This is a genomic window from Erwinia sp. MYb416 (assembly GCF_037479575.1).
Taxonomy (GTDB): domain Bacteria; phylum Pseudomonadota; class Gammaproteobacteria; order Enterobacterales; family Enterobacteriaceae; genus Erwinia; species Erwinia rhapontici.
Genome location: NZ_JBBGYT010000443.1, coordinates 172692 through 198073, shown reverse-complemented (window position 1 = coordinate 198073; position 25382 = coordinate 172692). Strand labels below are relative to the sequence as shown.

General features: G+C 53.1%; 25 protein-coding genes and 2 tRNA genes. 18 read left to right on the top strand and 9 right to left on the bottom strand.

Features of this window, described 5'->3' with window-relative positions; genetic code table 11:
• The first annotated feature begins 3 nt into the window (after nt 1–3).
• The 4 genes from rplU to cgtA all read left to right on the top strand — a co-directional run bounded on the left by rplU (nt 4) and on the right by cgtA (nt 2866).
• Nucleotides 4–315 carry a 50S ribosomal protein L21 gene (gene rplU, locus WH277_RS28235; RefSeq protein WP_133844071.1) on the top strand — a complete coding sequence of 104 codons (312 nt, stop codon included), beginning with the start codon at nt 4–6 and terminating at the stop codon, nt 313–315.
• 15 nt (nt 316–330) lie between these two features.
• On the top strand, nt 331–588 hold the full coding sequence (rpmA, locus tag WH277_RS28230) for a 50S ribosomal protein L27 (RefSeq protein ID WP_013204035.1): 258 nt from the start codon (nt 331–333) through the stop codon (nt 586–588).
• A gap of 113 nt (nt 589–701) precedes the next feature.
• A complete protein-coding gene (locus WH277_RS28225; protein WP_133844246.1) occupies nt 702–1688 on the top strand; it encodes a DMT family transporter in 987 nt (328 codons plus the stop codon).
• Nucleotides 1685–2866 carry an Obg family GTPase CgtA gene (cgtA, locus tag WH277_RS28220; RefSeq protein ID WP_133844069.1) on the top strand — a complete coding sequence of 394 codons (1182 nt, stop codon included), beginning with the start codon at nt 1685–1687 and terminating at the stop codon, nt 2864–2866. The genes WH277_RS28225 and cgtA overlap by 4 nt, the downstream gene beginning before the upstream one ends.
• An 88-nt stretch (nt 2867–2954) precedes the next feature.
• On the opposite strand, the gene WH277_RS28215 is transcribed toward cgtA, so the two are convergent.
• From WH277_RS28215 to dacB, 8 genes are all read right to left on the bottom strand, one after another.
• Nucleotides 2955–3365, bottom strand: coding sequence for a hotdog fold thioesterase (locus tag WH277_RS28215; RefSeq protein ID WP_133844067.1), 411 nt, complete (start codon nt 3363–3365; stop codon nt 2955–2957).
• 1 nt (nt 3366) lies between these two features.
• Nucleotides 3367–4125, bottom strand: coding sequence for a 2,3-dihydro-2,3-dihydroxybenzoate dehydrogenase (dhbA, locus tag WH277_RS28210; protein ID WP_133844065.1), 759 nt, complete (start codon nt 4123–4125; stop codon nt 3367–3369).
• Entirely contained in the window at nt 4125–4979 is an 855-nt protein-coding gene (locus tag WH277_RS28205) for an isochorismatase family protein (RefSeq protein WP_133844063.1), read from the bottom strand. The genes dhbA and WH277_RS28205 overlap by 1 nt, the downstream gene beginning before the upstream one ends.
• A 16-nt stretch (nt 4980–4995) precedes the next feature.
• The gene (locus tag WH277_RS28200; protein ID WP_159337318.1) at nt 4996–6609 is read right to left on the bottom strand and encodes a (2,3-dihydroxybenzoyl)adenylate synthase; all 1614 of its coding nucleotides are present in this window, start codon (nt 6607–6609) and stop codon (nt 4996–4998) included.
• A gap of 11 nt (nt 6610–6620) precedes the next feature.
• A complete protein-coding gene (locus tag WH277_RS28195) occupies nt 6621–7796 on the bottom strand; it encodes an isochorismate synthase (RefSeq protein ID WP_339507489.1) in 1176 nt (391 codons plus the stop codon).
• Between the two features lie 281 nt (nt 7797–8077).
• Nucleotides 8078–9133, bottom strand: coding sequence for a two-component system sensor histidine kinase PmrB (gene pmrB, locus WH277_RS28190; RefSeq protein ID WP_339507488.1), 1056 nt, complete (start codon nt 9131–9133; stop codon nt 8078–8080).
• Nucleotides 9130–9792, bottom strand: coding sequence for a two-component system response regulator PmrA (gene pmrA / locus WH277_RS28185; RefSeq protein ID WP_339507487.1), 663 nt, complete (start codon nt 9790–9792; stop codon nt 9130–9132). The genes pmrB and pmrA overlap by 4 nt, the downstream gene beginning before the upstream one ends.
• Before the next feature lie 4 nt (nt 9793–9796).
• Nucleotides 9797–11230, bottom strand: coding sequence for a serine-type D-Ala-D-Ala carboxypeptidase (gene dacB / locus WH277_RS28180; RefSeq protein ID WP_133844244.1), 1434 nt, complete (start codon nt 11228–11230; stop codon nt 9797–9799).
• 249 nt (nt 11231–11479) lie between these two features.
• Here dacB and greA point away from each other — a divergent pair, with 249 nt between their 5' ends.
• Nucleotides 11480–11962 carry a transcription elongation factor GreA gene (gene greA, locus WH277_RS28175; protein WP_133844053.1) on the top strand — a complete coding sequence of 161 codons (483 nt, stop codon included), beginning with the start codon at nt 11480–11482 and terminating at the stop codon, nt 11960–11962.
• Between the two features lie 142 nt (nt 11963–12104).
• Here greA and yhbY read toward each other — a convergent pair whose 3' ends face one another.
• Nucleotides 12105–12398 (bottom strand): ribosome assembly RNA-binding protein YhbY, encoded by a 294-nt coding sequence (yhbY, locus tag WH277_RS28170; RefSeq protein ID WP_048914482.1) that lies wholly within the window; start codon nt 12396–12398, stop codon nt 12105–12107.
• Between the two features lie 128 nt (nt 12399–12526).
• Between yhbY and rlmE the strand changes: the two genes are divergently transcribed.
• From rlmE to rpsO, 13 genes are all read left to right on the top strand, one after another.
• Nucleotides 12527–13156, top strand: a complete 630-nt coding sequence (gene rlmE, locus WH277_RS28165) for a 23S rRNA (uridine(2552)-2'-O)-methyltransferase RlmE (RefSeq protein ID WP_133844051.1) — start codon at nt 12527–12529, stop codon at nt 13154–13156.
• 114 nt (nt 13157–13270) lie between these two features.
• Nucleotides 13271–15181: an ATP-dependent zinc metalloprotease FtsH gene (gene ftsH / locus WH277_RS28160; protein ID WP_133844050.1), complete on the top strand. Its 1911-nt coding sequence runs from the start codon at nt 13271–13273 to the stop codon at nt 15179–15181.
• 102 nt (nt 15182–15283) lie between these two features.
• Entirely contained in the window at nt 15284–16123 is an 840-nt protein-coding gene (folP, locus tag WH277_RS28155) for a dihydropteroate synthase (protein ID WP_339507486.1), read from the top strand.
• A 1-nt stretch (nt 16124) separates the two neighbouring features.
• Nucleotides 16125–17459, top strand: coding sequence for a phosphoglucosamine mutase (gene glmM, locus WH277_RS28150; protein ID WP_133844046.1), 1335 nt, complete (start codon nt 16125–16127; stop codon nt 17457–17459).
• Between the two features lie 278 nt (nt 17460–17737).
• Nucleotides 17738–18070, top strand: coding sequence for a preprotein translocase subunit SecG (gene secG, locus WH277_RS28145; RefSeq protein WP_339507485.1), 333 nt, complete (start codon nt 17738–17740; stop codon nt 18068–18070).
• A 63-nt stretch (nt 18071–18133) separates the two neighbouring features.
• A tRNA-Leu gene (locus WH277_RS28140) sits at nt 18134–18220 on the top strand.
• A 48-nt stretch (nt 18221–18268) separates the two neighbouring features.
• Nucleotides 18269–18345, top strand: a tRNA-Met gene (locus tag WH277_RS28135).
• Nucleotides 18346–18555: 210 nt separating this feature from the next.
• Nucleotides 18556–19008 carry a ribosome maturation factor RimP gene (rimP, locus tag WH277_RS28130; protein WP_048914488.1) on the top strand — a complete coding sequence of 151 codons (453 nt, stop codon included), beginning with the start codon at nt 18556–18558 and terminating at the stop codon, nt 19006–19008.
• Nucleotides 19009–19032: 24 nt separating this feature from the next.
• Nucleotides 19033–20538, top strand: coding sequence for a transcription termination factor NusA (gene nusA / locus WH277_RS28125; protein ID WP_339507484.1), 1506 nt, complete (start codon nt 19033–19035; stop codon nt 20536–20538).
• A gap of 24 nt (nt 20539–20562) precedes the next feature.
• Nucleotides 20563–23256: a translation initiation factor IF-2 gene (infB, locus tag WH277_RS28120; protein WP_133844040.1), complete on the top strand. Its 2694-nt coding sequence runs from the start codon at nt 20563–20565 to the stop codon at nt 23254–23256.
• Between the two features lie 75 nt (nt 23257–23331).
• Nucleotides 23332–23745, top strand: coding sequence for a 30S ribosome-binding factor RbfA (rbfA, locus tag WH277_RS28115; RefSeq protein ID WP_133844038.1), 414 nt, complete (start codon nt 23332–23334; stop codon nt 23743–23745).
• Nucleotides 23745–24689 carry a tRNA pseudouridine(55) synthase TruB gene (gene truB, locus WH277_RS28110; protein WP_133844036.1) on the top strand — a complete coding sequence of 315 codons (945 nt, stop codon included), beginning with the start codon at nt 23745–23747 and terminating at the stop codon, nt 24687–24689. The genes rbfA and truB overlap by 1 nt, the downstream gene beginning before the upstream one ends.
• Before the next feature lie 231 nt (nt 24690–24920).
• Nucleotides 24921–25190: a 30S ribosomal protein S15 gene (rpsO, locus tag WH277_RS28105; protein WP_133844034.1), complete on the top strand. Its 270-nt coding sequence runs from the start codon at nt 24921–24923 to the stop codon at nt 25188–25190.
• The last annotated feature ends 192 nt before the right edge of the window (nt 25191–25382 follow it).

The window sequence follows — 25382 nt, the reverse complement described above, 5'->3', positions numbered from 1 at the left end:
TATATGTACGCGGTTTTCCAAAGTGGTGGTAAACAACACCGAGTAAGCGAAGGTCAAACCATTCGCCTGGAAAAGCTGGACATCGCAACCGGCGAAGTCGTTGAATTCGACCAGGTTCTGATGATTGCTAACGGCGAAGACGTTAAAATCGGCGCACCTTTAGTTTCAGGTGGCGTGATCAAGGCTGAAATCGTAGCTCACGGTCGTGGCGACAAGATCAAGATTGTTAAGTTCCGTCGTCGTAAGCATTACCGTAAGCAGCAGGGTCACCGTCAGTGGTTCACTGATGTGAAGATCACTGGCATCAGCGCATAACAGGAGACCTGACAAATGGCACATAAGAAAGCTGGTGGTTCGACCCGTAACGGTCGTGACTCCAATGCAAAACGTCTGGGCGTAAAACGTTTCGGCGGCGAATCTGTACTGGCTGGTAGCATCATCGTTCGTCAGCGTGGCACCAAATTCCACGCGGGCACCAACGTAGGCTGCGGTCGTGACCACACCCTGTTTGCTACTGCAAACGGCAAGGTCCAATTCGAAGTTAAAGGCCCGAACAACCGTAAATACATCAGCATTGTTGCTGAGTAATTAGGTTTTCGTGCCGCGGAACGGCTGTTAAGCCGTTCACTGCTGCGAAAATAAAAGCCCCGCACTAGACTGCGGGGCTTTTTACATTCTGCCAGGGAACACTGATGTCAGTCATCAAACAACAGGCTGGAATGGGTATTGCGCTTGCGCTGGTTACCGCTATGAGCTGGGGTTCGTTACCCATTGCGATGAAAGTGGTGCTGCAGGTGATGGATCCGTTCACTGTGGTGTTCTATCGTTTTTTTCTCGCAGCGTTAGGCCTGGGCACGATTCTGGCCTTGAAACGTCAGCTGCCGCCGCGTGATTTCTTCCGGCACCCGCGTTGGCTGGTGTGGGTGATGATCGCTACCGCCGGACTGGTGGGCAATTTCATCTTGTTTGGCTCTTCGTTGCAGTATCTCAGCCCGACGGCGTCCCAGGTGATTGCCCAGTTGGCTCCTCCTGGTATGATGCTTGCCAGCGTCTTTATCCTGAAAGAAAAGATGCGCGGCAGCCAGATTATCGGTGTCTGTATGCTGCTGTGCGGGTTGGTGATGTTTTTTAATACCAGCCTGGTGGAAATCTTTACCCGTCTGACCAATTACACCTGGGGTGTGATTCTGGGCGTCAGTGCAGCACTGGTGTGGGTGGTCTATGGCGTGACGCAAAAAATTTTGTTGCGTCGACTCGGCTCGCAGCAGATCCTGTTTTTGCTGTACACTTTATGTGCAGTGACGTTATTGCCTTTTGCGCACACCGATCTGGTGTGGCAACTGGACAGATGGCAGCTTGGATGCCTGATTTTTTGTGTGCTGAATACCCTTGTGGGTTACGGCGCACTGGCGGAAGCCTACGCACGCTGGCAGGCGGCTCAGGTCAGCGCAATTGTGACGCTAACGCCACTTTTTACCCTGCTGTTTTCAGAATTTTTATCGCTTGGCTGGCCCGACTTTTTTGCCATTCCGCAACTCAATACCTTAGGGTTTGTCGGAGCAATCGTTGTGGTGTCAGGCGCCATGTTTTCCGCAATTGGTCATCGCTTATGGCCACGGCGGAGCAATCCCGTTCCGGTGCCACCTGCATCGGGCCACGGGCGTATGAGTGACGGAGAAGTAAAATGAAGTTTGTTGATGAAGCGACGATCCTGGTAGTGGCTGGCGATGGCGGTAATGGCTGCGTGAGCTTCCGTCGTGAGAAATATATCCCTCGTGGCGGTCCGGACGGTGGTGATGGTGGCGATGGCGGCGATGTGTATATGCAGGCCGACGAAAACCTGAATACCCTGATCGACTACCGCTTTGAAAAGTCCTTCCGTGCAGAACGTGGGCAGAACGGCCAGAGCCGTGACTGTACCGGTAAACGCGGTGTGGACATCGTTGTTAAAGTACCGGTTGGAACGCGCATTATTGACCAGGGAACCGGTGAAACCCTCGGTGATATGACGCATCATCAGCAGAAGATGATGGTCGCTAAAGGCGGTTGGCACGGTCTGGGTAACACCCGTTTCAAGTCATCCGTCAACCGTACCCCACGCCAGAAAACCATGGGTACGCCGGGTGAAAAGCGTGATTTACAGCTGGAGCTGATGCTGCTGGCTGACGTGGGTATGCTTGGTCTGCCTAACGCAGGTAAATCGACCTTTATTCGCGCTGTTTCTGCTGCGAAACCTAAAGTGGCGGATTATCCGTTTACCACTCTGGTGCCAAGCCTCGGTGTTGTTCGTATGGACAGCGAGCAGAGCTTTGTTATTGCCGATATCCCGGGTCTGATCGAAGGGGCTTCGGATGGTGCAGGTCTGGGTATTCGCTTCCTTAAACACCTTGAGCGTTGCCGTGTACTGTTACACACCATCGATCTGGCACCGATTGACGAAAGCGATCCGATTGAAAACGCTCGCATCATCCTGGCTGAGCTGGAGAAATACAGCGATAAGCTGTTCCAGAAGCCACGCTGGCTGGTGTTCAACAAAGTGGACCTGCTGGATGAAGAAGAAGCCGCATCGCGTGCTAAAGCCATTGCAGACGCTCTGGGATGGACAGAGAAATACTATCTGATCTCTGCGGCAAACCGCTCAGGCGTTAACGCACTGTGCTGGGACCTGATGTCCTTCATCATCGCTAACCCGAAAGAAGCTGAACTGGAAGCTAAACAGCCAGAGAAAGTGGAATTCATGTGGGATGACTATCATCGTCAGCAGCTGGAAGAAACCCAGCCAGAAGTTGAAGAAGAAGACGATGACTGGGATGACGATTGGGACGAAGACGACGAAGAAGGTGTCGAAACCGTCTATCAGCGTTAATCTTCGCTAAAAAAATAGGGTGCCACTGGCGCCCTATTTTTTTGTGCCTAATCGCGGCGGTTCTGATGTGGTACCGCGCCTCTGCGCTTTAGCCGATAATGGCGGTTGTCAGTCGTGCAATACAGCACAGCTGATCCTGTGCATTCACAATCTCAATCTGCCAGACCTGGTTCATACTGCCGCTGTGAAGCGCCCTGCAGATGCCGCGTACGGTTCCGCTATAGACCGCACGCAGATGGCTGGCGCTGACTTCAATACCTACCACATTCTGACCTGGCTGCGAACAGAGCCAACCTGCCATTGACCCCAGCGATTCCGCCAACGCCACTGATGCGCCACCGTGCAGCAGCCCAAACGGCTGCTGTGTGCGAGCATCCATGGGCATAGTGGCTTCCAGCCAGTCAGGCTCCAGTCGGGTAAAGACCATACCCAGCCCGGCAATTAGCGTACCTTCTGCCATCTGATTTAGCTCAGTCAGGCTACTTTGTCGTTTCCACATATCAGGCACCCAGAGTGGCTCCGCCATCGACAACAATATCCTGCATCACGATATGGCTGGCGCTGTCGGAGGCGAGGAACAATACCGTGTTGGCGATTTCCTGAGGTTGGGCAATTTTCTGCAACGGAATACCCAGTTTGTACTGATCGGGGTAGCCGGCGATCATCTGCTGTTCGTCTTCCGGTTTATGCCACAGGCTCCGTTGCATCGCGGTGTCTGTGGAACCGGGTGAAACGATATTGCAGCGGACACCAAAGGGAGCCATTTCCAGCCCGACAGTGAGGCACAGGCTACGCAGGGCTGCTTTAGAAGCACCATAAGCTGACATACCGATACGCGGCGCGTGTGCCGCATTGGAGGCAACAGTGACAATCGCGCCGGCACGTTGCTGACGGAACAGTGGCAGTGTTTGCTGGAACAGATTGAATGCCCCCCCGGCGTTGACGGCCATGCAGGCCTGCCAGTCCTCCACCGCGAGTTCTTCGGTGCTGCCAGTACGTAAAATACCGGCAGCATTCACCAGCACATCAAGGCGGGGTGTATCTGACAGCAGGCGCTGACAGACACGTTTCACCTGATCGGCATCGGAAATATCGACAATGGCGCGCTGGAAGGGGTAATCGTTTTGCGAAAACTGTTTATCAAACCCCACCACAGAGGCACCCGCAGCAACAAATGCCAGTGCAGTATGATAACCAATCCCCTGGCCCGCCCCGGTGATCCACACCTGTTTATTGCTGAAGTCAAAACGGCATGACATTACGCAGGCTCCCTCGACAGCAGTGCCCACCAGCCATCAATACTGGGATTTTTTGCCAGGGCGATGAAGTCGATATCGCTATGCACCTGGCGCCAGCGGGCTGCCAGCGCCATCATGCGCACCGAATCCAGTCCGTAATCCACCAGATTTTCGCTATCAAGGAGATCATCGCTGTCTTCATCCAGCAGGGGCAGGACCACGGCACGTAGCTGCTCTTTGCTTTGTGGCAGTGGCAGCAGGGTTTCCGTCATCACAACGCGGCCGCTGCGACCGGCTGTATAGGTCAGCGACATCATATGTTCTTCGCGGCTGAAGTCAGCCAGGGCGTCAGCCACCATAAATGGCTTGATGTTACGCATAAAGGCGTCGGTCGCGGTGGTCAGACAGCCAATGTGGGCATATACGCCACAGATAATCAGCTGGTCGCGTCCGGTTTCATTCAGGATCGATTCCAGCGGTGAGCGATGAAATGCGCTGTAACGCCATTTCACCAGCACCTGGTCATGTTCATCCGGTGCCAGTGCAGCCACGACTTTCTGCTGATCAGGGTGTTTGTTGAGGCCAGGTCCCCACATGTCGTTTAGCAGAGCACGATCTTCAGCACTTTGCTCATTGGGCTGTGCGGTGTAGAACACCGGGATCCCCTGGGATTTGCAGTACTCGCGTAACCGGGCAATATTGGCGACGACTTGTTCAATCAGCGGGCTGTCTTCACCCCAAAAATTGAGGAAATACTCCTGCATATCGTGGATCAGTAACGCGGCACGCGCCGGTTCAAAGGCCCAGGTCACTTTATTGGCTGGCAGTTCGGCTGCGGTTGGCAGCGCGTAAGAATTTAACGTTGGAATAGCCATTACTCTCTCCTGAAAATTATCCGTTCTGCTGAGCGGCCAGCTGCTGGCGCAGGCGTTTTTTGTCCACTTTTCCCACCGGGGTGAGCGGTAGCTCATCGACACATTCAATGCGATCCGGCAGCTTGAATTCCGCCACGCCCAGTTCACGCAGATGACGACGTAAGACCACCGGTTTTAGCGCACGACGCGCGACAATAAACGCACAGCTTTTCTCACCCATCAGGTTGTCTTCCATGGACACCAGCGCAGCATGGATCACGTCTTCATGGCGCAGCAGCAGATTTTCGATCTCTTCCGCTGCGATCTTTTCGCCACCCCGGTTGATCTGATCCTTCTCGCGCCCCTGAACGGTGATGTAGCCGTCTGCAGCGATGGCGATCAGATCGCCGGAGCAGTAGAAACCCTGATCATCGAAGCTGGCAGCATTGTGCTCCGGGCTATTGTAGTAACCACGGAAGGTATAAGGGCCGCGCGTCATCAGGCGGCCGGTTTCTCCCGCGGGCAGTGGCTGACCCTGCTCATCCGCGACCCAAACCTCGTCGTCGTCAGAGATCGGACGGCCCTGCGTAGTGAGAATATGCTGCTGGTCATCGTCCAGGCGGGTGTAGTTCACCAGACCTTCGGCCATGCCAAAGACCTGCTGGAGCTGGCAGCCAATTTCTTTCTGGATACGTGAAGCCAGTGATTCACTGAGCTTGGCACCACCAACTTGTAACAGTGCCAGTGATGTCAGTGCACGGTTGCTGCCCCATTCCTGAATTGCCTGTAACCACAGACTGACGGCGGGTGGCACCAGTGCCGCCACGTTAACCTGATGTTGTTCAATCAGCGGGAAGCAGAGGTTGGCACTGGGATCGTTCGCCATTACCACACAGCCACCCGCGTAAAACACGCCGAGGGAGCCTGGTGAGCTCATCGCATAGTTATGGGCGGCGGGCAGGGCATTCAGATAACGAGTCTGTGCGTTGAACTCACAGATCTCAACGCTGCCACGAATACTGTAGTAATAATCATTGTGGGTACGTGGGATCAGTTTCGGGGTTCCGGTACTGCCGCCGGAGAGCTGAAAGAAGGCCACTTCATCGGCAGCAGAGGGGCTGGCTATAAAATCGCCGGCATCTGCATCAATCAGGCCTGACAGTGAAAGCGCAACGTTGTTTTCATTGTGCAACGCCACGGCCTTCAGCGCCGGGAAATCCTGCCGGAGTTGATTGAGATAATCATCGTTGCTAAACAGGCTGTGCTGGCGGTCGGCAATCAACAGCGCGGGCTGAATTTGCAGCGCGTAGGCGCTCAGTTCGTTGCGTTGATGACTGAATAGTGCGTTAACAGGGGCGACGCCAATTTTCAGCAAGGCAAAAAAGGTGACGTAGAATTCTGCAACGTTACCCAGTTGTACCAGTGCCGTGTCACCTGACTTCAGACCACGGCGTTGCAGCGAGGCTGCCAGGCGATCGGACTGCTGTGCCAGATCGTGGTAGCGATAACGGCGCGTGCCGTCAATCACGGCTACGGCGCTGCTGCCAGCGTGACGTTGCAGAATGTCCGTTAACGGCAGATCCAGCCAGTAACCTTTTGCGCGATACTGTGTGGCCAGATCGTCCGGCCAGCGAGAATAAGGGATGGTCATGACAGCACTCTTTAGTTCAGGCCAAAAGCCCGTAGCATGGTGTTGAGTTTGACGCCGGTTTCCCGCCATTCGGATTCCGGGCTGGAGGCCGGAACGATACCGGCACCGGCAAACAGACGAACGCGGTTACCGTTCACTTTGCCGCAGCGGATGGTGACGACCCATTCACCGTTGCCGTGCTCATCGCACCAGCCGACAATGCCGCCAAAGAGGCCCCGATTGAACGGTTCCAGTTCAGCAATCAGTTTCTGGGCAGTGGTATGCGGGAAGCCGCTCAGCGCCGGCGTTGGATGCAGCAGGCAGGCCAGTGACAGTGCCGTATCGGCTTTCTGGCTCACTTCACCTTCAATCGCGGTGCCCAGATGCCAGAGCGTCGAGGTGGTCAACAGCTCCGGGGTCGCTGGCAGGGCAAGGTAAGCGCTGCGGGGTTGCAGCACATCGCGCATGGCATCGGTCACCAGCTTATGCTCGTAGCGATCCTTGGTGGATGCCATCAGCTGTTGCCCGGCCTGACGATCTTTCTGTGCATCACTTTCACGACGCGCCGATCCGGCCAGTGGATGGGTGTAATAGCGGCTGTCATGCTTGCGCATCAGCAACTCCGGGCTGGCCCCCAGCAATGAACCCCCTTCCGGTAGTGCAACATGGAAGTTATAGCTTCCAGGATTCTGCGTCATCAGGCGCGTCATCAGGTTGGCAATATCGATCTTCTCGGTAGTGACGATTTCCATCAGGCGTGACAGCACCACTTTGTCCAACTGCTTCGTTGTGGTCGCGTCAACGGCCTGGGCGACCATCTGCATAAAGGCGTCCTGCTCCGGCAGAGCAGTACGGCGCATGACGTCAGGAAGCTCACTCTTTGGCGCGCCCATTTGTTGCAGATACGCCTTGCCATCGAAGTACTGGCTGGACTCAGGGATAAACAGGGAAGAAGGCTGGCTGGCATCGAAGGGGATCGCCCCGACGAGCACGGGGTGAGCAATTCCCTGGCGTTTCGCATCAAGGAATCGTTGCCGGATTTCGTGTTGAAATCCGCTCTGTAGCGCTTCGCCACCGAATGCAGGGGTGGTGACGGTGGTAAAGCAGCCCTGTGCTGCCAGACTGCGCCAGGGAGACATAAAGAAAAAACCACTGGCGGCTGCCTGTGAGGCAAACTGTAGCGTACTTTCTGACGTTAACGATTCCATTGGGCATCCTCATTTAAATGATAAACGTAGTAAGAACTATTATCATTTGCTTTCAGGTGCAGTAAACTACGTCGATTATTGTGGAGTGTCAATAAAGGTAAATTAATTTAATTATCGTAAAGACATCCTTACACGGTGGGTGCTGTACGCGAGCCGTGCTGCCATTACCTGTGAAAAGGGGGCCAGAGGAATCCACATAAAAGGTAAGCATTGCTGATTAAATGCCCGTGGGATAACGCCCGTGGGATAACAGAGGATGTTAGGCGGGTAGCAGGAAACGTTTAGTCAAGCTGATGGGGTAACCAGCAGCTGGCTTTGAGGCCACTGCGATCGCTACGGTTCGTCAGACTGAGGTGCCCACGATGGATTTGCACAATGCGCTGGACGATATTCAGGCCAAGTCCGCTACCACCATAGCGACGATCCATTCGACGGAAGGCTTTGATGGCATCGTTTACCATACTGGCATCAATGCCGGAGCCTTCATCGTGGACACTGACCTGGCTTCCGGTTTCCTCATCTTCCACCAGCAACGTAATCGTGCTGCCCTCTGGACTGTAACGTGAGGCATTCTCCAGCAGGTTACGCAGCATCAGCCTCAGCAAGATGGCATCGCCCTGTACCGTGCGTATTGTCGTGCTGCTAACAATAAGATGCTGCTGACGCAGGGCCAGTAGTTCATCCATTTCCTGGCGTAGCGGGTCAATGACACCATGCCAGCTCAGGGTCTGATAATGGCCGCTGGCCAGTGCCTGACCGGCGCGTGACAACATCAGGAGCTGCTCAATAACATGCATCAGTTGATCGATGCGCTCAACCAGCATCGGCCCCTGTTTTACCCCTTCCTGCTCCAGCAGCTCAAGGTGTAACCGCAGACCTGCCAGCGGCGTACGCAGCTCGTGTGCAGCATCAGCGGTGAACAGCCGCTCCTGCTGCAGCGTATTATCAAGACGGCCCAGCAGCTGGTTTAACGCCCCGGTGACCGCCACAATTTCATCCATTTCTGAATGCAGCGGCAGGGGAGAGAGATTGTCAGCAGAGCGGGTAACCAGGTTTTGTTGAAGCGATCTGAGCGGGCGAATAATCCAGCTGATTGCCCAGAATGAAAGCAGCAGGGTAAAGCAGACCATCACCAGCGAAGGCAGAAGCAGAGAGGCGATGGCCTCGCGGATTTCATTTTCTACCTGATCATTACGAGCGTGTGCAGAGAGGGTCTCATTGACCAGAAAACTGATCTGTTCGCGGCTTTCATGCCACAGCCAGAGCGCGCTCATCAACTGGCAGCTCAACAGAATGAGCGTCAGCATAATCAATAAACGCCGACGCATACTGTTCATGCGCGTTCTTCCAGGCGATAGCCAACGCCACGTACGGTTTTAATCCGGTCTTTCCCCAGCTTACGCCGCAGATTATGGATATGGACTTCAAGGGTATTTGAGCCGGTATCATCTTGCCAGCTGTAGAGATCCTGCAGGAGTGTTTCCCGGTGCACCGTTTGACCCATGCGCATCAGCAGACGCGTTAACAGAGAAAACTCTTTAGGTGTCACCTCGATGGGGTGATTATCGACGGCGACCTGTTGCGAAGAGAGGTTAAGTGCGAGGTCGCCATGCTGTAACAGGTTATCGCTTCTTCCCTGATAGCGACGGATCAGCGCACGGACGCGGGCTTTCAGCTCAACCAGTGCAAAGGGTTTGATCAGATAGTCATCTGCTCCGGCATCCAGCCCGTCAACACGGTCAGATAATGCATCGCGTGCTGTCAGGATCAATACTGGCAGATCAACCTGCTCTTTGCGCCACTGCCGCAGCAGATCGGCACCATCACGATCCGGCAACCCAAGATCCAGAACAATCAGGCTGTACTGACCGCTGTTCAAATACGCAATGGCCTGCGCGGCGCTGGCCGCACAGTCCACAGCATAACCTTCACCCGTCAGGGCGAGGGTTAATCCCTGTTGCAGGAGCGTATCATCTTCAACGATCAGTATTTTCATTGGCTCAATTATTCTGATAAACGTCTTTGTACAAGCGGCTTTCGAAGCGAACCAAAGGAATACGGCGCTGGCGCTGATCTTCCGGTGGCACAGCGTATCCTGACAGGAACTGCACAAAGGCAACACGTTGTCCGCTGGCGGTCGTCATAAAGCCAGCCAGGTTATACACACCCTGTAAAGACCCCGTTTTTGCCGATACCTTGCCATCAACACCTGCTTCGTGCAGACCGCCGCGATAGCGTAATGTGCCGTCATAACCCGCTAAGGGTAGCATCGAAATATAATTTAATTGCTCATCATTCTGCGCAATATATTGCAGTACCTGCATCATGGTTGCCGGAGAGATCAGATCGTGACGCGACAGCCCGGATCCATCGACCTGAATGCTGTTACCCAGATCGATATTCGCCTTCTGACGCAGGATCTGACGGACTGCATCCGATCCTGCCCGCCATGTACCCGGCACGCCAAAGCGTTCATGGCCGATGGTGCGGAAAACGGTGTCAGCGATCATATTGTCTGACTTCTTCAGCATAATTTTTAACAGATCATGCAGCGGTGCTGACTGCGTTTCGGCCAGTACAGTACCGGGCTGTGTGACCTGAGTCTGCCTGACCAGGTGACCGGTGTAGTCAATCCCGGCATTCTGCAGCTCAGCTTTCAGGATCGCGCCTGCGTAACTGGCCCCGTCTTGGATGGCAAAAGCCAGCGGTAATGGCTCAGAACGCTGGGTCAGACAACCCGTGAGGGTAAAGCGATTAAGCTCACCCGGAACCACATCCAGCTCGCAATACTGCGCATCAGGGGAGCCTTTAGCCAGCGTGCGGACTTCGCTGAACATATTCACCGGATAGTAAGATGCGACGCGAATAAACGCCTTATCACCCGGGTTTGGCGCACTATAAAGCGATACCGAGAAGCAGTTACGATCAACGATGGCAGCGCCGGGCGGGGCACTGAAGCATTGCGTCATGTCATTCCACGGCCAGCCGGGCGCTTTATCGTGACTGGCAAAAACGGACGTATCAATGACCAGATTGCCATCAATGTGTTCCACACCTTGTTTTCTCAGTGCGGTGACCATGTTACGCAAATCCTGACGTGTCAGGGTGGGATCGCCACCGAAACGAGCCACCAGATCGCCGCGCAGCGTATCGCCGCTCACACTGCCTTTACTTTCCAGCTGTGTATGAAAGCGATAATCCGGGCCGAGTTGTAACAACGCGGCGAGAGCGGTGATCACTTTCATGGTGCTGGCGGGCAGTGCCATCTGTTGGCTGTGGTAGTCGATAGCTGGCGTTGTGGCGCCAATTTTCTGCACAACCAGCGCCAGATTGGCACCGTCGGGTAAATATTGGGTATAGTCTTCGACGGGCGCAGCCTGCGCTTGCAGCATAAATGCGCAGGTAAAGCCGGTGACAATTCGTGAAAATCGCATAATCTCGCGGTAACTGACAGGTGATGCTGTCATACTACGGTGCATTGCGGTGGAAAGTAAACGATGACCCCCAGGGAACTCTGGGGTAAAATACGTATCAAATTGCAAAATCGAACCTGCCCTGGAGCTTGCTCCGGGTCAGGCTTCTTTCGTTTCAAATCAGTAGTAAGCGCCGCAGGACGCCCTTCCTGCATGCCACCCGTCAGGATGACGACACTTTAAACAGGATAGATTTTAAGAGGTATTGAGATGAACCAGATTCCGATGACGTTAAGGGGCGCGGAAAAACTGCGCGAAGAGCTGGAAGAGCTGAAAACCGTTAAACGCCCTAGAATTATTGCCTCAATTGCAGATGCTCGCGAACACGGCGATTTAAAAGAAAATGCGGAATATCATGCTGCTCGTGAAGAGCAAGGATTCTGCGAAGGCCGTATTCAGGAAATTGAAGCTAAGCTGTCGAATGCCCAGGTGATTGATGTCACCAAAATGGCGGGCAATGCTAACGGCCGCGTGATTTTCGGTGCCACAGTGACCGTGCTGAATGTGGACACTGACGAAGAGTCTACCTACCGTATCGTAGGGGATGATGAAGCGAACTTTAAGCAGAATCTGATTTCAGTGAACTCACCAATGGCACGTGGCCTGGTGGGCAAGGTTGCTGATGATATTGCCATTATCAAAACCCCAGGTGGCGATGTGGAATATGAAATCTTAAAAGTAGAATATCTTTAATTTTACAGTCCTCAAAATAACTGAGGTTTTGTAAAGATAAGAAAAAGGCCGCAACGCGGCCTTTTATCAGAATCAGGAGCATGGCACTTTCTCCAGTCCTGAGCTTAGTATGGACAAGTCGGCCCGAAAACCGACCTGCTCATCAACGCGGAATGGAAATCTTGCGCTCTTTCGTTGGACGGTACAGTACCAGCGTCTTGCCGATAACCTGCACATTGACTGCACGCGTTTCGCGCACGATGGCCTCAACTACCAGGGCTTTCGTCTCACGATCTTCTGTGGCGATTTTCACCTTGATAAGTTCATGGTGCTCCAGTGCTTGTTCGATCTCGGCCAGCACCCCTTCGGTCAAACCATTGTTGCCCAGCATAACAACTGGCTTCAGCGGATGGGCCAGACCTTTCAGGTGCTGTTTTTGTTTGGTACTCAGATTCATCGTATTTTTTACTTACATTGGGATTGAAAACGGGTCATTCTACCGCCATCTCGGGTGTATCACCAAATCGGCAGCGCTGATTTGAGCGGTTTATTTATCGCTTACGTTGAATCATAGTTGGAAATTGTATGACAGGTAAAAAGCGTTCGGCCAGTTCCAGCCGCTGGCTACAGGAACACTTTAGCGATAAATATGTGCTTGAGGCACAGAAAAAAGGGCTGCGCTCGCGCGCCTGGTTTAAACTGGATGAGATACAGCAAGGCGACAAACTGTTCAAACCTGGGATGACTGTGGTGGATCTCGGCGCGGCTCCCGGTGGTTGGTCGCAGTATGTGGTCACCCAGATTGGGGCAAAGGGTCACGTTATTGCTTGTGATCTTCTGCCGATGGATCCTATCGTCGGTGTCGATTTCCTTCAGGGCGACTTTCGTGATGAATTGGTGCTGAAGGCTCTGCTGGAACGCGTAGGTGAGACCAAGGTTCAGGTTGTGATGTCAGATATGGCACCCAACATGACGGGTACGCCTGCCGTCGATATTCCCCGGTCTATGTATTTATGTGAGCTTGCGTTGGAAATGTGCCGTGACGTTTTGGCACCTGGTGGAAGCTTTTTAGTGAAAGTGTTTCAGGGAGATGGCTTTGAAGAATACCTCCGGGAAATTCGCTCCCTGTTTACGAAAGTAAAAATTCGTAAGCCGGACGCTTCGCGCTCTCGTTCGCGTGAAGTGTACATTGTAGCGACAGGGCGCAAACTGTAACCAGAATAACTGGATTGGCTGTCAGCACCTCAGCGATTCCAAGTGTGAAGGATATAGAGTACCCTACGCTGTCTGTTAACACCGTTGTAATATGAGGTTAATCCCTTGAGTGACATGGCGAAAAACCTGATTCTCTGGTTAGTCATCGCAGTCGTGCTGATGTCTGTATTCCAGAGCTTTGGGCCCAGCGAGTCGAATGGCCGTCGGGTTGATTATTCAACCTTCCTGTCGGAAGTGAACCAGGATCAGGTCCGCGAGGCACGTATTAACGGGCGTGAGATTAACGTAACCAAAAAAGACAGTAATCGATATACGACCTACATTCCCGTCAACGATCCTAAGTTGCTCGACAACCTGTTGACTAAAAATGTGAAAGTAGTGGGTGAACCACCAGAAGAGCCGAGCCTGCTGGCGTCGATCTTCATCTCCTGGTTCCCAATGCTGCTACTTATCGGTGTCTGGATCTTCTTTATGCGTCAGATGCAGGGCGGCGGCGGAAAGGGCGCGATGTCCTTCGGCAAGAGCAAGGCCCGCATGCTGACAGAAGATCAAATCAAGACCACCTTTGCGGACGTTGCCGGTTGTGACGAAGCAAAAGAAGAAGTCAGCGAGCTGGTTGAATACCTGCGTGAGCCTAGCCGCTTCCAGAAACTCGGCGGTAAAATTCCGAAAGGCGTACTGATGGTCGGTCCTCCGGGTACCGGTAAAACCTTGCTGGCAAAAGCGATTGCCGGTGAAGCGAAAGTGCCTTTCTTTACCATCTCCGGTTCTGACTTCGTTGAAATGTTTGTTGGTGTGGGTGCATCCCGCGTTCGTGACATGTTTGAACAGGCTAAAAAAGCTGCGCCGTGCATTATCTTCATCGATGAAATCGATGCAGTGGGCCGTCAGCGTGGTGCCGGTTTGGGCGGTGGTCACGATGAACGTGAGCAAACCCTGAACCAGATGCTGGTTGAAATGGATGGCTTCGAAGGTAATGAAGGCATCATCGTGATCGCGGCAACTAACCGTCCTGACGTGCTGGACCCGGCATTACTGCGTCCGGGCCGTTTCGACCGTCAGGTTGTGGTGGGCCTGCCAGATGTTCGTGGTCGTGAGCAGATCCTGAAAGTCCATATGCGTCGTGTACCGTTGTCGACTGATATGGAACCGTCTGTGATTGCACGTGGTACTCCAGGCTTCTCCGGTGCTGACCTGGCTAACCTGGTCAACGAAGCGGCTCTGTTTGCGGCACGCGGCAATAAGCGTGTGGTATCGATGGTTGAGTTCGAAAAAGCCAAAGATAAAATCATGATGGGTGCAGAACGTCGCTCCATGGTGATGACCGAAGCGCAGAAAGAGTCGACGGCCTACCACGAAGCCGGTCACGCGATTGTCGGTACACTGGTACCCGGTTATGACCCGGTGCATAAAGTGACGATTATTCCGCGAGGACGTGCATTGGGCGTCGCATTCTTCTTGCCTGAGGGTGATGAGATCAGCGCCAACCGTCAGAAGTTGGAAAGCCGTATTTCCGTCGCCTACGGTGGCCGTCTGGCTGAAGAAATCATCTATGGTCCAGACTATGTCTCTACCGGTGCTTCTTCAGACATCAAAATGGCCACCAGCGTTGCGCGCAACATGGTGACTCAGTGGGGCTTCTCAGAGAAATTGGGTCCGCTGCTGTATGCTGAAGAAGAAGGTGAAGTGTTCCTTGGTCGTTCAGTGGCAAAAGCGAAACACATGTCTGATGAAACGGCGCGTATTATCGATCAGGAAGTGAAAAAACTGATTGATACTAACTACGCCCGTGCTCGCCGTATTCTGGATGAGAACATGGACATCCTTCATGCGATGAAAGACGCGCTGATGAAGTATGAAACCATTGATGCTCCACAGGTTAGCGATCTGATGGCACGCCGTGAAGTGCGTCCACCAGCGGGTTGGGAAGAGAGCACCAGCTCTGACAACTCCGATAAAAATGGTGGCAGCCCTCAGGCACCGCGCCCGGTTGATGATCCGCCGACGCCTACCAGCACTATGTAAAAACTGCGCAGCGCTTTCATCTGCTGTGCTGTAAAATTGATATCATCAAAACCCCGGCGCTGACCGGGGTTTTTTTATCCCTGTTACCGGAGAAAATTTGTTATGAAGCTGTACGCCAGAGATTCCGTGCTCGACCTTTCACATCCTCACGTAATGGGGATTTTAAATGTCACTCCTGACTCTTTTTCCGATGGCGGCAAGCATAATGAGTTAATCCAGGCGCTGACTCATGCCAATGAGATGATCAACGCAGGTGCAACCATCATTGATGTGGGCGGTGAATCCACGCGTCCCGGTGCGGTAGAGGTCAGTGTTCAACAGGAGCTGGACCGGGTTATGCCGGTCGTGGAAGCCATCGCACAACGTTTCGAGGTCTGGATTTCAGTCGATACCTCGAAACCTGACGTTATCCGCGAATCTGCACGGGCAGGCGCGCATATCATCAATGATATTCGTTCCCTGCAGGAACCTGGCGCGTTAGCAGCAGCAGCGGAAACCGGTCTTCCTGTCTGCCTGATGCATATGCAAGGTGAGCCGAAAACGATGCAGCAGGCGCCGCAGTATCAGAACATTTTACAGGATGTGGATGCCTTTTTTGTTGAGCATATTTCCCGCTGTGAAGCAGCCGGGATCAAAAAATCGCAACTGTTGCTCGACCCCGGTTTCGGTTTCGGTAAGAATCTCTCCCACAATTATCAATTGCTGGCGCATCTGGCGGATTACCACCACTTTGGCCTGCCGCTGTTGGTAGGAATGTCACGCAAGAGTATGGTTGGTCAGCTATTGAATGTCGGGCCATCCCAGCGCCTGACCGGGAGTCTCGCTTGTGCAGTGATTGCCGCCATGCAGGGAGCCCATATTCTGCGCGTCCACGATGTGAAAGAAACCGTAGAGGCGATGCGCGTCGTCGAAGCCACACAGTCTGCAAGGGAAGAAAAATAGTATGAGCGAGCGTAAATATTTTGGTACAGATGGCATCCGCGGCAAAGTGGGTGAGTCTCCGATTACTCCGGACTTCGTGCTGAAGCTGGGCTTTGCTGCAGGTAAAGTGCTGGCGCGTCATGGTTCCAAGAAGATCATTATTGGTAAAGACACGCGTATTTCTGGCTATATGCTGGAGTCTGCACTGGAGGCAGGCCTGGCCGCCGCGGGTCTGTCTGCGGCATTCACCGGTCCGATGCCAACCCCGGCTATCGCATATCTGACCCGCACCTTCCGTGCAGAAGCCGGCATTGTGATTTCTGCGTCACACAATCCCTTTGACGATAACGGCATCAAATTCTTCTCTACTGAAGGCACTAAGCTGCCGGATGAAGTGGAAGAAGCGATCGAAGCGGAAATGGAAAAACCGATTACCTGTGTCGAATCTGCAGAACTGGGACGTGCCAGCCGTATCGTTGATGCTGCCGGGCGCTATATTGAGTTCTGCAAAGGGACATTCCCGAGCGAGCTGAGTCTGAATGGCTTGAAAATTGTGGTCGACTGCGCGAATGGTGCCACTTATCACATCGCGCCAAACGTATTACGTGAACTGGGTGCTACGGTCATCGCGATTGGTGTGCAGCCGGACGGTATGAACATCAACAAAGAGTGCGGTGCGACCGATCTCCGTCTGTTGCAGGAGCGTGTGCTGGCAGAAAAAGCCGATGTTGGTCTGGCTTACGATGGTGATGGCGACCGTATCATGATGGTTGACCACCTTGGCCACAAAGTGGATGGCGATCAGATCCTCTATCTTATTGCCCGGGAAGGGCTGCGCCAGGGGCAACTGCGCGGCGGCGTGGTTGGCACACTGATGAGCAACATGGGCCTTGAACTGGCGCTGAAACAGCTCGGTATTCCGTTCGCACGTGCCAAAGTGGGTGACCGCTACGTACTGGAAAAACTGAAAGAGAAGGGCTGGCGCCTGGGGGCTGAGAACTCAGGTCACGTTATCCTGTTGGATAAAACTACCACGGGCGACGGTATTGTTGCAGGTTTGCAGGTGTTGACTGCGATGGTGCGTAACCATATGACCCTGCACGATCTGTGCAGTGGAATGAAACTGTTGCCACAAATTCTGGTAAATGTGCGTTTCAGTGGTGCCAATGACCCGCTGGAAGACAGCCAGGTCAAAGCGGTGACTGCTGAGGTTGAAGCCGAATTAAAAGGGCGTGGACGCGTATTGTTACGTAAGTCAGGCACCGAGCCTCTCATCCGGGTGATGGTGGAAGGTGAGGATGAAGCGCAGGTGACTGCGCTGGCGCACCGCATTGCTGATGCAGTAAAAGCAGTTTAACCCGATGCCCGGGACGATCTTTTTTAAGTCTTACCGGGCAGGTAATTTACAGAGTGCATAGGATTTTTTTGGGCTAAAGCGTGTGTTTTTTCTCCAAAAAACCGCCTTTTGTCGTTTTTTTCCGCAATCAGTTATGGCGTATGAAATTGCCCTTGCACGTGCGGTCACCTTTGGTTAGTATTCACACCCGCTTCATAGGTAGGTCGTTAACTACTTATTAAGACTAACTGGCTTGAAGCTTTTGATGTGCGTTTAACGCACCAGGAACAAGGTTGATTATGTACGAAGCTCTTTTAGTAGTTTTCCTTATTGTGGCAATCGGCCTTGTCGGTCTGATCATGCTTCAGCAAGGTAAAGGCGCTGATATGGGAGCATCATTTGGTGCAGGCGCTTCTGGTACACTGTTTGGTTCTAACGGTTCTGGTAACTTCATGACCCGTATGACTGCAGTACTGGCGACCCTGTTCTTCATTATCAGTCTGGTTCTGGGTAACATCAACAGCAACAAAACCCAGAAAGGAAGCGAGTGGGAAAACCTGACTCAGCCGACGCAGTCCCAACAGACTCAGCCAGCGAAACCGGTAACACCGGGCAGCGATATCCCGCAGTAAGCAGTAAATGAAGTTGCAGTAACCGTTTCGACGCGACATAAATAAAAAAGTCGCCTCTTTAGTGCCGTGGTGGTGGAATTGGTAGACACGCTACCTTGAGGTGGTAGTGCCCGCATGGGCTTACGGGTTCAAGTCCCGTCCTCGGTACCAAATCTCAGTTTTGCTTGCAATTTCTGCAAGTTTTGCGTAGTATTCGGACGCGGGGTGGAGCAGCCTGGTAGCTCGTCGGGCTCATAACCCGAAGGTCGTCGGTTCAAATCCGGCCCCCGCAACCACTTTCCCTTAGAGTTCTTTTTCAAATAAACTGTATACTCCACATTACGTATTTCAGTTGATTTTGAAAAAAATTCTTTTGGATTGTGCCGAGCCGCCAGTGGCGGTTTACAGGGTCCAGTCGCATTAAGCCCCGATATTTCGGGGTTTTTTGTTATCAGGAAGCAGCATCACTGGGCTATAGGCCCTTTTTTTACGTCTTGGGGGTGGGATTGTCCACGTTAGAGCAAAAATTAACAGAGCTGATCTCAGCACCGGTAGAAGCGCTAGGCTACGAACTGGTTGGTATTGAGTTTGTACGCGGTCGCACATCCACCTTGCGCATCTATATTGATAGTGAAGATGGCATCAATGTTGATGATTGCGCTGATGTGAGCCACCAGGTCAGTGCGGTATTTGACGTCGAAGACCCAATTACCGTTGCTTACAACCTCGAAGTCTCCTCGCCTGGTCTTGACCGACCAATGTTTACCGCAGAACATTATGTCCGATTTACTGGCGAAGAAGTGAGCCTGGTTCTGCGTATGGCGGTCCAGAACCGTCGCAAATGGCAAGGTATCATTAAGTCTGTCGAGGGTGAGATGATCACTGTTGCCGTTGAGGGTAACGACGAAGTGTTCGCGCTGAGTAATATCCAGAAGGCGAACCTGGTTCCCCACTTTTAAAAGTCCGGATTGAGGCATACCAGGATGAACAAAGAAATCTTAGCTGTTGTAGAAGCGGTCTCTAATGAGAAGTCCCTCCCACGCGAGAAGATTTTCGAAGCTCTGGAGAGCGCGCTGGCCACAGCCACCAAGAAAAAATACGAGCAGGAAATTGACGTTCGCGTCAGCATCGATCGCAAAAGTGGCGATTTCGATACTTTCCGCCGTTGGCTGATTGTGGACGAAGTGACGATGCCGACGCGTGAAATCACGCTGGAAGCCGCCGTCTACGAAGATGAATCACTGGGCCTGGGTGGCTTTGTTGAAGATCAGATCGAATCTGTTACCTTTGACCGTATCACTACCCAGACTGCCAAGCAGGTTATCGTACAGAAAGTTCGTGAAGCTGAACGCGCGATGGTTGTCGATCAGTTCCGCGAGCAGGAAGGCGAAATCATCACTGGCGTGGTGAAGAAAGTTAATCGTGACAATATCTCACTGGAAGTGCGTCCAAACGATGGTTCTAACACCAACGCAGAAGCCGTGATTATCCGTGAAGATATGTTGCCACGTGAGAACTTCCGTCCGGGTGACCGTATCCGTGGCGTACTGTACGCTGTGCGCCCTGAAGCGCGTGGTGCTCAGCTGTTCGTCAGCCGTTCTAAACCGGAAATGCTGATCGAACTGTTCCGCATTGAAGTGCCGGAAATTGCTGAAGAAGTTCTTGAAATTAAAGCCGCTGCGCGCGATCCAGGCTCCCGAGCTAAAATCGCAGTGAAAACCAACGACAAACGTATCGACCCGGTCGGTGCTTGCGTAGGTATGCGTGGTGCGCGTGTTCAGGCGGTATCCAGTGAGCTGGGTGGCGAGCGTATTGATATCGTGCTGTGGGATGATAATCCTGCGCAGTTCGTGATCAACGCAATGGCCCCGGCGGATGTCGCCTCTATCGTGGTGGATGAAGATAATCACACCATGGATATCGCTGTGGAAGCCGGTAATCTGGCCCAGGCGATCGGCCGTAATGGCCAAAACGTGCGTCTGGCTTCACAGTTAAGTGGCTGGGAGCTGAACGTGATGACGGTCGACGACCTGCAGGCCAAGCATCAGGCTGAAGCTCATGCTGCCATCGACGTCTTTACCAAACATCTCTATATCGACGAAGACTTCGCGACCACTCTGGTCGAAGAAGGCTTCTCTTCTCTGGAAGAGCTGGCTTATGTGCCGATTAACGAGCTGCTGGAAATCGACGGTCTTGATGAAGAGACAGTAGAAGCGTTGCGCGACCGAGCTAAAAACGCGTTAACCACCCTGGCACTGGCCAAGGAAGAGAGCCTCGGCGACACCCAACCGGCAGAAGATTTACTGAGCCTGGAAGGACTGGAGCGCGAGATGGCCTTCAAGCTGGCAGCTAAAGGCGTATGCACGCTGGAAGATCTTGCCGAGCAGGGTGTTGACGATCTGTCAGATATTGAGGGCCTGAACGATGAAAGGGCTGGTGAGCTGATTATGGCTGCACGAAATATCTGTTGGTTCGGCGACGACGCGTAATAAACTGTAGCAGGAAGGAACAGCATGACGACAGATGTAACCGTAAAATCCCTGGCCGCAGAGATTCAGACACCGGTAGAACGCCTGGTACAGCAATTTGCTGATGCAGGGATCCAAAAGTCTGAGACTGACTCTGTTACCCAGCATGAAAAAGAGACTTTGCTGACCCATCTGAACCGCGAACATGGCGGTGGATCTGGTAAGCTTACTCTGCAGCGCAAAACGCGCAGCACCTTGAATGTTCCAGGCACCGGGGGCAAAAGTAAGTCGGTGCAAATCGAAGTCCGCAAAAAACGCACTTATGTAAAAGGCGATCCGGCTGATGCTGAACAAGCAGAAGCGGAAGCCCAGGCAGAGCGTGAAGCGGAAGAACTGGCTCGTCGCGAGGCTGAAGAACAAGCCCAGCGCGCAGCTCAAGACAAAGCGAAGCGTGAAGCCGAGGAGCAGGCCAAACGTGAGGCAGCTGATAAAGCCAAACGTGATGCAGCGGAAAAAGATAAAGTGAGCAATCAACATACCGACGAAACAACCCGGGCTTCTCAGTCCGATAAAGCCCGCCGCGAAGCGGAATCGGCAGAACTGAAGCGTAAAGCTGAAGAAGAAGCGCGTCGCAAGATCGAAGAAGAAGCGAAGCGCGTAGCCGAAGAAGCACGCAAAATGGCGGAAGAGAAAGGCGAAGAGTGGACGCAGGTTAAAGAAGTGGAAGACACTTCTGATTACCACGTTACTACTTCAACTCACGCTCGTGCAGCAGAAGACGAAAATGACGCACAGGTCGAAGGTGACCGTCGTACTCGTACTGCTACACGTCCAGCTAAAGCCCCTGTTCGCAAGAAAGGCAACAAGCATTCTGAAGCGAAAACTGACCGTGAAGAAGCGCGTGCTCAGGTTCGTGGCGGCAAAGGCGGCAAACGTAAACCAAGCACCCTGCAGCAGGGCTTTAACAAGCCAGCTCAGGCTGTTAACCGTGACGTTATCATCGGTGAAACTGTCACCGTAGCGGAACTGGCTAACAAGATGGCGGTGAAAGGCTCCCAGGTCATCAAAGCGATGATGAAAATGGGCGCTATGGCCACCATCAACCAGGTCATCGACCAGGAAACGGCTCAGATGGTAGCGGAAGAAATGGGTCACAAAGTGACTCTGCGCCGCGAAAATGAGCTGGAAGAAGCGGTAATGAGTGACCGTGATACCGATGCGGTGCATGAGTCTCGTGCTCCGGTCGTGACTATCATGGGTCACGTTGACCACGGTAAAACATCTCTGCTGGACTACATTCGCTCCACCAAAGTCGCCTCTGGCGAAGCGGGCGGCATTACTCAGCATATCGGTGCTTACCACGTTGAAACTGACAACGGTATGGTCACCTTCCTGGATACCCCAGGCCACGCAGCGTTTACTTCAATGCGTGCCCGCGGTGCTCAGGCAACGGATATCGTTATCCTGGTGGTTGCGGCTGACGATGGCGTGATGCCACAGACTATCGAAGCGATCCAGCATGCGAAAGCGGCCAAAGTGCCGGTTGTCGTTGCGGTGAACAAATGCGATAAGCCTGAAGCTGATCCAGACCGTGTTAAAACTGAACTGACTCAATACGGTATCATTCCGGAAGAGTGGGGCGGCGAAAACATGTTCGTTAGCGTTTCAGCTAAAGTCGGTACCGGTATCGATGACTTGCTGAATGCTATCCTGCTGCAGGCGGAAGTCCTCGAACTGAGTGCAGTACGTCAGGGCATGGCAAGCGGTGTGGTTATCGAGTCCTTCCTGGATAAAGGTCGTGGCCCGGTTGCAACTGTACTGGTTCGTGAAGGTACGCTGAACAAAGGCGATATCGTTCTGTGTGGCTTCGAATACGGCCGTGTCCGTGCGATGCGTGACGAATTGGGCCGCGAAGTACTGACTGCAGGCCCATCTATTCCGGTTGAGATCCTTGGCCTGTCCGGTGTGCCGGCAGCGGGTGATGAAGCGACCGTCGTACGTGACGAGAAGAAAGCACGCGAAGTAGCACTGTATCGTCAGGGCAAATTCCGTGAAGTTAAGCTGGCTCGTCAGCAGAAATCTAAGCTGGAAAACATGTTTGCGAACATGACCGAAGGCGAAGTGTCTGAACTGAACATCGTGCTGAAAGCTGACGTACAGGGTTCTGTTGAAGCTATCTCCGAATCCCTGATGAAGCTGTCTACTGATGAAGTGAAAGTGAAAATCATCGGTTCTGGTGTGGGTGGTATTACTGAAACCGACGCCACACTGGCAGCAGCGTCTAACGCAATCCTGGTGGGCTTCAACGTTCGTGCCGATGCATCTGCGCGCCGCGTGATTGATTCCGAAAGCCTGGATCTGCGTTACTACTCCGTCATCTATAATCTGATTGACGAAGTGAAAGCAGCGATGAGCGGCATGCTGGCACCTGAGTACAAACAGCAGATCATCGGTCTGGCTGCCGTACGTGACGTGTTCAAATCACCGAAATTTGGTGCTATCGCGGGCTGTATGGTGACGGAAGGTAACATCAAACGTCACAACCCAATCCGCGTACTGCGTGACAACGTGGTTATCTATGAAGGCGAGCTGGAATCCCTGCGCCGCTTCAAAGATGACGTTAACGAAGTCCGTAACGGCATGGAATGTGGTATCGGCGTGAAGAACTACAACGATGTACGTGTTGGCGATATGATCGAAGTATTCGAAATTATCGAAATCCAGCGTACCATCGACTAAGTCGACGACCGCAATCAGCAACACTAATATTTGGGAGGCTTCTGGCCTCCCAATTCTTTATAGAGAGATAATATTATGGCGAAAGAATTTGGTCGCCCTCAGCGCGTTTCTCAAGAGCTGCAAAAAGAGATTGCTATCATTTTGCAGCGTGAGATTAAAGACCCACGTCTTGGCATGATGGTCACCGTTTCAGGTGTTGATGTGTCGCGTGACCTGGCCTATGCCAAAGTGTTCGTGACCTTCCTGAACGACAAAGATGAAGCCGCAATCAAAGGTGGCCTGCGCGCCCTCGGTGACGCTTCTGGCTATATCCGTACGCTGCTCGGCAAAGCGATGCGCCTGCGTATCGTGCCTGAACTGACCTTCTTCTACGATAACTCGCTGGTTGAAGGGATGCGCATGTCTAACCTCGTGACTAACGTGGTCAGAAATGACGAAGAGCGTCGCGGTCCGGCAGAAGAAAATCAGGAAGAAGGTAAAGCAGAGTAATGAGTCGTCCTCGCCGTCGCGGTCGCGATATCCACGGTGTGCTATTGCTGGATAAGCCTACGGGCTTGTCCTCCAACGATGCACTGCAGAAAGTGAAACGTTTGTATAACGCCAATCGTGCCGGTCATACTGGTGCGCTGGACCCACTGGCGACAGGCATGCTGCCGATTTGTCTGGGGGAAGCGACGAAATTCTCCCAGTATCTGCTGGAATCTGATAAGCGTTACCGTGTGATAGCCCGCCTGGGGCAGCGCACTGATACGTCGGATGCGGATGGTGTCATTGTCAGTGAGCGTCCGGTGGCGTTTACGGCAGAAGCACTTGAACAGGCGCTGGAAAGTTTCCGCGGAGTTACGCAGCAGATCCCGTCGATGTATTCGGCACTGAAATATCAGGGCCGTAAGCTGTACGAATATGCCCGTGAAGGCATTGAAGTGCCGCGTGAATCGCGCAGCATTCAGGTGTACGAGCTGTTGTTTATTCGCCATGAAGGCAATGAACTTGAGCTGGAAATCCACGTGTCGAAAGGGACGTATATTCGCACTATCATCGACGATCTCGGTGAAAAGCTTGGCTGTGGCGCACATGTCACTTATCTGCGCCGTTTGCAGGTTGCCACCTATCCGATCGAAAAAATGGTTACGCTGGAGCAGTTGAGTGCGCTGACGGAAGAAGCACACCGTAGCGAACAGCTTCCCGCTGACCTGCTGGACGCGCTGTTGATGCCAATGGACAGCCCTGCGGCCGAGTACCCGGTAGTGAACCTGCTGAGTTCGGTAGCGGCTTACTTCAAGCAAGGTATGCCTGTTCAGGCGGCGGGTGCCCCCGCCAGTGGGCTGGTACGCGTGACGGAAGGCGACGATCAGAAATTTATCGGCATGGCGGAAATCGCTGACGATGGGCGTGTGGCGCCACGCCGGCTGGTTGTAGAATATTTCGACTAGCATTACCCAAATAGTTCGGGTTGCAGGAAGGTGGCAAGTTGGTGAATCCCAGGGAGCATAGAGTACTATGTGACCGGGGTGAGCGAGCGTAGCCAACGCATCTGCTGCTCGAAATATGACGGGTAAATTTGCGCTTGTCTGGCGCTAAGAGTAGAATGGCGCGGCTTTACACTGGGTGGCTGAATTAGAGATCGGCGCCTGTACATTTATCTTAATTTTTGGAGTTGTCTCATGTCTCTAAGTGTTGAAACTAAAGCACAGATCGTTGCTGATTTCGGTCGTGGCGCAAATGACAGTGGTTCTACTGAAGTTCAGGTTGCATTGCTGAGCGCACAGATTAGTCACCTGCAGGGTCACTTCTCTGAGCACAAGAAAGACCACCACAGCCGTCGCGGTCTGCTGCGTATGGTTTCCCAGCGTCGTAAGCTGCTGGATTACCTGAAGCGTAAAGATGTTGCACGTTACACCAGCCTGATCGAACGTCTGGGTCTGCGTCGCTAATTCTTACAGGTTGTCCCGCCACGGTTTCAGAACATCTGAACACTAAAGTGGGTAATCGGACAACCTGGTGCGAGTTTCGCTGGAAAGGGGCCTTTATGGCCCCTTTTTTCAAGCAAGCGGCAGCAATTAAACGCAAACTATTGTATTGTTGGTGAGTGTGATCTTCAGTTGCAGAGGTTCGCGCGGCTAATG